Below are 9,271 nucleotides of genomic sequence, written 5' to 3'. Positions count from 1 at the left end.
ACGACGCCTGCCAGCCACGAGGTGCTGCGGCGTCACCTCGATGAGGCACCGCTCTACAATGGTCAGATACACAGCATAGGACCGCGCTACTGCCCCAGCATAGAGACGAAGATCGTCACCTTTGCGGGGAAGGACCACCACCCGCTCTTCCTCGAGCCGGAGGGCGCCGACACGACGATGTATTACCTCAATGGCTTCAGCAGTTCGCTCCCCATAGAGGTGCAGGAGGAGGCGATCCGGCAGATCCCGGCGCTTCGGGACGCGACGATCATGCGGCCCGGCTATGCGATCGAGTATGACTTCTTTGACCCGACGCAGCTCCACCACACATTAGAGACGAAGTTGGTCAAGGGGCTCTTCTTTGCCGGTCAAATCAATGGCACGACAGGCTACGAGGAGGCGGCTGGGCAGGGCTTTGTTGCCGGGGTCAATGCTCACTTCTCGGTGCAGGGGCAGACGAGATCCTTTACCCTCGCTCGGGATGAGGCTTATATAGGGGTGCTTATCGATGACTTAGTGACGAAAGGGGTGGACGAGCCCTACCGGATGTTTACCAGTCGCTCAGAGTACCGCATCCTCCTAAGGCAGGATAATACCGACAGACGACTCACCCCCAGGGGGATAGATCTTGGGACGGTCGACACAGAGCGCCGTCAACGACTGGAGGCGAAGCTCGCGCTGATCGATCGCTTTGAGGAGCTGCTCAGGGACACTTCCGTAGCCGACACGCCCGACCTCACGGCATACTTCGAGCAGGTAGGGGAGACACCGCTGAGGCATCCGCAGAGGCTCCGTGAGGTGATCCTTCGCCCCCGTATCTCGCTGGACGGACTGCTGCCCTATGTGCCGGAGCTTGCCCGTTTCCTGGAGGAGGGTGGGCAGCTGGCGGAGGAGGTGAAGGAGACCGTCGAGGTGGAGGTGAAGTATGCCGGCTACATTGCCCGCGAGCGTCAGGCCGCCGAGAAGGCTCGCCACTTAGAGGACATCCGCATCGCTGGTCACTTTGACTACCTCTCCATCCAGTCGCTCTCGACCGAGGCTCGACAGAAGCTCGACCGGATACGCCCGGCGACCATCGGGCAGGCCTCCCGCATCCCCGGCATCAGCCCTTCCGACATTAATATCCTCCTGATTCTCATGGGACGATAGCCCCTTCTGTTTCACGTGGAACCGTATGCTGATATCTAAGAAAGAGATAAACAAGAGCCTGTCCGTGATCCCCGAGTCGCCCGGAGTCTACATCTACCGCGACAAGGAGGATAAGGTGCTCTATGTAGGTAAGGCGAAGAATCTCCGCAAGCGGGTGGGGCAGTACTTCCAGAGGGAGTCGGATCGGCCCAACGCTCGGGCGATGCTGCGCGTCTTTGAGACCGTGGAGTATATCGTCGTGCAGACCGAGACCGATGCGCTCCTGCTGGAGAATAACCTCATCAAGACGCATCAGCCGCCCTACAATATCATGCTCAAGCATGGTAATTTCTACCCCTACATCTACGTCACGAGAGAGCGTTTTCCTCGATTTGGAACCACGCATAAGCCGCAGCCGGGCGGCAGCACGGAGTACTACGGTCCCTATCCCAATAAGTCGATGGCCTACCAGCTGATTCAGCTCTTCCGCCGGCTCTACAAGTTTCGCACCTGTAGCTACAATCTCTCGTCAGAGAACATAGAGCGGGGGAAATTCCGTGTCTGCCTGAAGTACCACATCGGCCGCTGCAAGGGACCTTGTGAGGGACTGCAGTCGGAGGAGGACTACGACAGGGACGTCCGGGCGGCTAAGGAGATCCTGCGAGGGCATATCACGGAGGTGAAGCGTGACATCAAGGAGGTGATGACAAAAGCATCTGAGGAGCTGGACTTTGAGACAGCCCTGCAGATGCAGAATATGCTCTATACGCTGGAGAACTATCAGGGGAAGAGTACCATTATGAGCAACGTCATCGGTGATGCGCTGGTGGCCACCTATGGCTCCTCGAGGCGCTCCTTCTTCGTCAATTATCTGCTGACGAGGGACGGGCGGATCATCTCTGGGCGGACGATGGAGTATCGTCGGGGGATAGAGGAGGAGAATATGGAGCTCTTTGCCTCCGTCCTGAAGGACTTGCTCGATACGCTGCCGCTGGAGGGCACTCGCGAGCTCATTCTCCCCCTTATGCCGGAGTACCTCGACCTCTCTGCCTACCGCGTCACGATCCCTCAGAGGGGCGACCGAAAGCATATCCTCGACCTGAGCCAGCACAATGTGGATCAGTTCATCAAGGATAAGGACCTGCAGGCCGAGAAGCTCAACCCCGCTCAGCACAATATGCAGATCCTGCGAGACCTGCAAAATTCGGTCGGGCTACCTACGCTCCCCTGGCACGTAGAGTGCTTCGATAACTCCAATATCCAGGGTGCCGATCCTGTCGCCGCCTGTGTCGTCTTTAAGGGCGGTGTCCCCTCCAAGAAGGACTACCGGCTCTACCACATCAAGACGGTCGAGGGGCCGGACGACTACGCCTCGATGCACGAGGTGGTGGTGCGGCGCTACAGTCGCCTGCGGGACGAGGGCGAGGAGCTCCCCGACCTCATCATCACCGATGGTGGTAAAGGTCAGATGGGCGTGGTGAGAAAAGCGCTTGAAGAAGTGGGTGTCGAGATACCGATCCTCGGTCTCGCTAAGGACGACCGCCACCGAACCAGCGAAGTGCTCTATGGGGACCCGCCTCAGGTGATAGGCATCATGCAGCGGGGGCAGGTCTTTCACCTCTTAGAGAGGATCCAAAATGAAGTGCACCGCTTCGCCATCTCCTTCCACCGCAATGTCCACGCCAAGAAGTCGATCTCCTCTGAGCTCGACGCTATCCCGGGTATCGGTCCGGTCACTCAGAAGAAGCTGATCCGCACCTTCAAGTCTGTGAAGAGGATCCGTGAGTCTGTCTCTCTGGACCAACTGGCGGAGGCTGTTGGTCCTGCCAAGGCTCGTCAGGTGTGGGATTACTTCCACCCCGAAAGCGAGCCCTGACCTTTATTCTCCTAAAGTTGTATCTTTGGCTTATGAGAGCAGTTATTCAGCGTGTGAGCGAGGCCTCCGTGACGGTCGATGGGACAGTGATCTCCTCGATCGGACACGGGATGCTGGTTTTGCAGGGAGTAGAGGTGGGTGATACCGCCGAGGATATGGACTACTTGGTTCGTAAGATCGCCGCCCTCCGCATCTTTGATGACGAGGAGGGGGTGATGAATAAGGACATCAAGTCCATCGGCGGGGAGATCCTTCTGGTGAGCCAATTCACCCTCCTGGCATCGACGAAGAAGGGCAATAGACCCTCCTACATCCATGCCGCCAAGGGACCCGAGGCAGAGCCTTTCTACGACCTTATGGCTAAGGCACTCTCCGATGAGGTCGGCACTGAGGTGAAGAAAGGGATCTTTGGTGCAGATATGAAGGTTCGTCTGCTCAACGACGGACCGGTAACCATCTGCATAGACTCGCGAAACCGATGAGTGAAACGCCCAGTCCAACCCTCCGCGATGTCCAGAGGCTGGTGGATCAGTGGATCCATCAGTACGGCGTCCGGTACTTCTCGCCGCTTACCAATATGGCGCAGCTGACTGAGGAGGTGGGCGAGGTGGCTCGCGTCATGGCTCGCACCTATGGCGATCAGAGCGCCAAGTCCTCAGACGATCTCTCTAAGGAGCATCTGGCAGACGAGCTGGCAGACGTCCTTTGGGTCCTTACCTGCATCGCCAATCAGACCGATTGCGATCTCACGGCGGCCTTTGAGAGGAATATGGCTAAGAAGACAGCTCGCGACAAATTCAGACATTTATCCAATCCCAAATTATACAACCATGAGTCATAATCATCAGGAGAGCGACTTCTTTCCATCGCAGGATAAGTTTACCGAAGCTTTCTCCAAGTTTACCTTTGACCTATCTATGGAGGAGGTGTCAGCCAAGGTTCAGGAGTGCATCGATAAGCACTATAAGGAGCTCGATACGAAAGAGAATGTGAATCTCATCCACAGTATGATCGACCTCACCTCTCTGACGTCAGAGGACAATGAGGACAAGATCTATCATCTGACGCAGCAGGTCAATCAGCTGGACGATGAGCATCCCGACATTACCCCGGTGTCAAGTATCTGTGTCTATCCTAACTTTGCTCAGGTGATCAAGGAAAACCTCACCGTCGAGCAGTGTCATATCACTTGCGTGGCTGGTGGTTTCCCCTCGTCACAGACCTTCCCCGAGATCAAGGTGGCGGAGATCGCCCTGGCAATCCACGATGGGGCAGAGGAGATCGACATCGTTCTGCCGGTGGGCGCTTTCCTTGCCGGCGACTACGAGACAGTATGCGACCAGCTCCAGGAGCAACGTCAGGCGGCTAAGGATGTGATCCTAAAGGTGATCCTCGAGACCGGTGCCCTCCAGACGCCCGAGCATATCGTGAGGGCATCCATCCTCTCTCTCTTCTGTGATGCCGACTTCATCAAGACCTCCACCGGCAAGGGGTATCCCGGTGCCACACCTGAGGCGATCTATATCATGGCATCGGTCGTACAGCAGTACTATGATCTGTACGACATCAAGAGGGGAATCAAGGCCGCCGGCGGCGTCCGTACCACAGAGGAGGCGCTGAAGTATCTCTGCATCCTCAAGGAGGTACTCGGAGATGAGTGGCTCACACCGGAGCTCTTCCGCTTCGGCGCCACCTCTCTCGAGGCGGATACCCTCAAGCATCTGCTCTGACACTGCACATCATCTCTCCTCATCTATCAACTACCTCCCGGATTCCTAATCGCATTCGGGAGTTTCTATTCTATGCCCAATTAAGAGGTGCCATAGATAGAGTGAGGTTACCTTGGAGTGCAAATATACCACCACCTCACCTCGTGCCTGTCTCTTATATGCAGATGGATCCCTTTTCTGCATTCTTCTGTTCCAATAGGACATTTCCAGCGGTATTTTATCTCTCTCAGATCCGCTGGTAGAGACGGTCATTTCTGCTATATTTGTAACGATATGAGGACCCTTTCACGCCTTTGTTTCGCGTCTCCTATGGAGATCAATCTCCCGCTCTCCAAGAGCGAGGGCATTCGCGCTCTGATCTCTCTATACCTGCTTAGGCGGGGTAGGGGGCAGACCGCTATGCCACCCAGGGACGAAGTGATTCCGGTTGACGCTCCTGAGGATCTTCAGGTTCTGTACGATGGGCTACAGATCCTTCTCGCCGGCAGCGGCACAGACATCAGGCTGAGCGCCTCTGCGAGTGTTGCTCGCTTCCTGGTCGCACTGGCAGCTGCCGAGGGTCGAAGGGTCTCCTTTCGTCTCACCGACAACCAGCTCCTCCGTCGCCCCATGCGTCCTCTGGAGGACTATCTGCATGGTCTCGGTGTCTCTGTCGAGCGAAACGAAGAGCAATGGGTTGTGGATTCAAGCCGCCTTTCGGTTCCACGTGAAACAACAGCAGATGCAAGAGCGTGGGAGTCAAGTCAATTTGTATCAGCGATAATCTATTTTTCGATTGCCGGAAACTATCCTCTGGGTATCCAGAGGCAGTATTCTGCCCCAAGCTCCAGGTACATCGCTCTGACCATCGAGTACCTCCGTCAGATTGGTGTAGATCTCACTTGGCAAGCGGATTGGATTAGGTTTAAGCCACGTGAGCAATCAGATCTGACTGGACTCAAAACCTATGTTTTTCACCTCCCGGCAGATTACACTTCAGCCTCGTATTGGCTGGAGCTGCAGATCCTTCATCCGGAGATCCATAAGTTGGTTTTGCGTGGTATGGATCCTGACTCATTCCATCCGGATACTCGTTTACTCAGCTTTTACAACCCCTTTCTGGACTTTACTACGACCGATGACGCACTGACCTCATCACGCCGTCCGGTGTCCGATGGACTTCGACCACTGTCCTTGGATCTGTCGCAGAATCCGGATCTTTTCCCCACTCTCTTTGCCACGATGATTGGACTTGGGATGAAGACCACATTTACCGGTTTGTCCTCGCTTGCCTACAAGGAGTCGGATCGGCTTGGTGCTTCGCTCTCTATAGCGCAGGATCTCGGCTGGTCATCAGATGCATTTATCAATGTCACACCAAACGGCTTTACTTACACGGGGGTTCCACGTGAAACGAAGCCAAAGCGTGTAACGCTCGGCCATAGAGGTGACCACCGATTAGCCATGGCCTTTGGGGTGCTTGCCACCACTCTTGAAGAGACGCAGGTGGAGATACCGGATGATGTTACCGTGACAGCACGGAGTTATCCCCACTTTTTTAGCGACCTTTGCAGGCAAGCTAGATGAACTTATGATGAAGAATCGACGTCGATCTCCCTGGCTCCACCTCTCACTCCTGATAGGCGGAACCATTGCTATGATATATGGGTGCGCCAATAGGGTGGCACCCGACGGAGGCCCTTATGATGATCAGCCGCCCAAGCTTGTCCGCAGTCATCCGGCGGAGAAGGAACTCAACGTCTCGTCTCGCAAGGTGACACTGTGGTTTGACGAATTTGTCACCGTCAAGGATCCGCTCAAGAAGATCATCGTCTCCCCACCCCAGCTCCAACAGCCTGAGATTATCTCCTACGGCAAGCGAGTGGTGGTGAGCCTCAAGGACACGCTCATCCCCAATACCACCTACACGATCGACTTCACCGATGCAATAGAGGACAATAATGAGGGCAATCCGATGGAGAACTTCTCCTTCGCCTTCAGCACCGGTGACCGTATCGACACCATGGAGATCGCCGGCACCGTCCTCAATGCTCGGACTCACGAGCCGATGCAGGGACTCCTCGTCGGACTTCATCCGGACACGGCGCCGAGGAGTGCCTTCCACGACACCACGTTCCTCCGCACCAGTCGCTCGTCCGATAAGGCGAAGTTTGTGATCCGAAACGTCCGAGAGGGACGCTACCGCGTCTATGCCCTCAAGGAGAGCGACGGCAACTACCGCAATGATATGGTCGGTACCGAGGGCGTCGCCTGGCTCGACAGCGCCGTCCTCACCACCTGCAAGCCCGACATCCGCCCCGACACCCTCTGGGTCGACTCGCTCACCATCGACACCATCAAGCAGGTCCCCTTCACCCACTACTATCCCGACGACCTCGTCCTGCTCTACTACGAGCCGAGGGATCCCAAGCGGTTCATCAAGAAGCGTGAGCGCCCTGCCCCCTATCAGCTGCGGCTCACCTTCAACGCCCTCCCCGACAGTGCCATCAAGCTCGCCCGGGTCGACTCGCTCGCTCTGCCGTCTGACACACTGCCGCCCCCTTACGTTCTGGATAAGACCAAGGAGGGCATCGTCGACTTCTTCTTCACCGACACCACTTGGAGCGCACACAGCACTTTTGCGCTCACCTACCTCTCTGTCGACAGCCTCGGTCTCCCCGCCTACAAGAGCGACACCCTCCGCATTCCCTATAAGGCCCCCAAGCTGGATAAGAAGAAGGAGAAGAGTGCCGAGAGTGACTCAACCGCTACCGCTCCGGCAGTCGAGAGTCCCCTCTCCATCAAGATCGAGCATAGGGGCAAGGGCGGCATATCCGACTCGATCCTCTTCGCCTCGACCCTCCCGATCGACACGTCGATGCTCCACGCCTTTGCCCTGTACGACGCCAAAGACTCGATCCTCCAGCCGATGCGGATCGACTCAATCACCTTCTTTGACGGAAGCGTCACCTCCGGACTTATCCGTGCCAACCTCAGGTACGGCGGTCAGTACGAGCTCCATGTCGACAGCGCCGAGATGGTCGATATATATGGTCACCGGCTCGATAAGAGCGTCGTTGATGCGTTTAAGGTCAAGGAGAAGAGCGACTTCTCCTCCCTCCGTGTCACTATCCACGACCTGCCCGACTCCATCATCGGCGAACTCCTCACCCCTGATGACAAACTCGTCTGGACCTCCTTCAGCCGTGGCGGCGAGCTCTTCTTCCCCGACCTCGACCCGGGGAAGTACGGCCTCCGGATCATCCACGACCGGAATGGCAACCACCGCTGGGACCCGGGCGACTATGATGCCGCCATCCAGCCGGAGGCGGTCTACTATGCGCCCAAGGTCTTTGAGCTGATGAAGAACTGGGAGGTGAAGGAGAACTTCTATCCCCTCCTGACGCCGCTACTGTCGCAGAAGCCCCGGACAATGATCCGGACGAAGTTCAATGAGGAGAAGCGCAAGGATCGCAACAAAGAGCGCGAGGAGGAGCTCCGTCGTCGTCGCGAGGGTGGCGGTGACCAGCCGGGAGGCAATCCCTTCGGCGGTCAGATGCCCGGTGGCGCCCTCGGCGGTATGAGGCAGGGTGACCGTCGCTTCTGACTCCCCGACACTTCTGCTGTAGCGGATAGGCAAGGATTTAACACTTCCGGGGTTATATATTAACCTCGGTTATGTTAATGGGGTGGGGAAAATCGCTACCTTTGGAGCGATATGAAGAAGTCTACACTCTGGCTCATCGTCGTGGTAATGGTTGTCGCCTTCGTTGGCCTGCTCTTTATGCAGGTCAAGTACATCGATGCGACCTATCAGGCAAGGAGGTTCCAGTTTGACAGTTCGGTCAGACAGGCACTCTTTGAGACCAATCACGACCTGGAGCGAGACGAGATGATCGACATCATCCGTGTGGATCTCGGGCTACCGGGCTATGTGGTGCGGGACTACCTGATCCGCCCGACGGAGGGGGATAAGTCGCCTTTTGATCTCGGCACTGCGGGGCAGGGGCTGCCGGACTACAAGCTGGAGCAGCTGCCACAGCCACCCAAGAAGTCCTACGACTTCGTCTCCCCGGGGGATCGCTTCCGCGAGGCGGAGCGGATGCTGAGGAGCCACTTCTCGGAGCCAGACAGCGTGACGCAGCGGATCCTGCTGCAGGTGGCACTCGAGGGACTGCGCAAGGCACAGTATCGCCCGATCTACGATCGTATCGATGGGCAGCACCTGGAGGAGTACCTCCTTCAGTCGCTCGACAAGTATGGGATCACGATCCCCTTCCGGTACGAGGTGGTAGACAGCCGCGGTACGATCTCCTTCTCCAACGGCAGCCTCCCTGCCGATCAGCCGGATAGGATCTACACCCAGGCGCTGCTGACCAATGACCCGCCCTCACGGCTCCACTACCTGAGGGTCTACTTCCCCGGACAGGCACGCTTTATCTCCTCCACCATCGGCTTCCTGATCCCCTCGGTGATCTTCACCCTCCTGGTGCTCTCCACATTCATCTACACGATCATCACGCTCTTCCGGCAGAAGAAGATCGATGAGATGCGTATC

The 9,271-nt window shown here is 56.8% G+C and carries 7 protein-coding genes and 1 pseudogene; all 8 read left to right on the top strand.

All coding sequences use genetic code 11. The features are described 5' to 3' along the window. Positions 1–1,149, top strand: a 1,149-nt coding sequence (locus Q0F21_RS03490; RefSeq protein ID WP_297237449.1) for an FAD-dependent oxidoreductase, incomplete at its 5' end; no start/stop codon positions are given. A 25-nt stretch (positions 1,150–1,174) separates the two neighbouring features. After that, positions 1,175–3,004: an excinuclease ABC subunit UvrC gene (gene uvrC, locus Q0F21_RS03485; RefSeq protein ID WP_297237448.1), complete on the top strand. Its 1,830-nt coding sequence runs from the start codon at positions 1,175–1,177 to the stop codon at positions 3,002–3,004. Between the two features lie 32 nt (positions 3,005–3,036). Then, positions 3,037–3,486 carry a D-aminoacyl-tRNA deacylase gene (gene dtd, locus Q0F21_RS03480; protein ID WP_297237446.1) on the top strand — a complete coding sequence of 150 codons (450 nt, stop codon included), beginning with the start codon at positions 3,037–3,039 and terminating at the stop codon, positions 3,484–3,486. Next, the gene (locus Q0F21_RS03475) at positions 3,483–3,845 is read left to right on the top strand and encodes a nucleotide pyrophosphohydrolase (RefSeq protein ID WP_297237444.1); all 363 of its coding nucleotides are present in this window, start codon (positions 3,483–3,485) and stop codon (positions 3,843–3,845) included. The genes dtd and Q0F21_RS03475 overlap by 4 nt, the downstream gene beginning before the upstream one ends. Next, positions 3,835–4,734, top strand: coding sequence for a deoxyribose-phosphate aldolase (gene deoC, locus Q0F21_RS03470; RefSeq protein WP_297237442.1), 900 nt, complete (start codon positions 3,835–3,837; stop codon positions 4,732–4,734). Before Q0F21_RS03475 ends, deoC begins: the two co-directional genes overlap by 11 nt. Before the next feature lie 309 nt (positions 4,735–5,043). Then, positions 5,044–6,300 (top strand): hypothetical protein, encoded by a 1,257-nt coding sequence (locus Q0F21_RS03465; RefSeq protein WP_297237440.1) that lies wholly within the window; start codon positions 5,044–5,046, stop codon positions 6,298–6,300. A 4-nt stretch (positions 6,301–6,304) separates the two neighbouring features. Beyond that, a complete protein-coding gene (locus Q0F21_RS03460; RefSeq protein ID WP_297237438.1) occupies positions 6,305–8,320 on the top strand; it encodes an Ig-like domain-containing protein in 2,016 nt (671 codons plus the stop codon). A 111-nt stretch (positions 8,321–8,431) separates the two neighbouring features. Further along, positions 8,432–9,271 (top strand): annotated as a pseudogene (locus Q0F21_RS03455) (sensor histidine kinase); the annotation flags it as partial.

It is taken from the genome of uncultured Porphyromonas sp. (genome assembly GCF_934359325.1).
GTDB lineage: Bacteria > Bacteroidota > Bacteroidia > Bacteroidales > Porphyromonadaceae > Porphyromonas_A.
The sequence above is the reverse complement of the archived record's forward strand: the minus strand, read 5'-3'. Positions and strand labels throughout refer to the sequence as shown.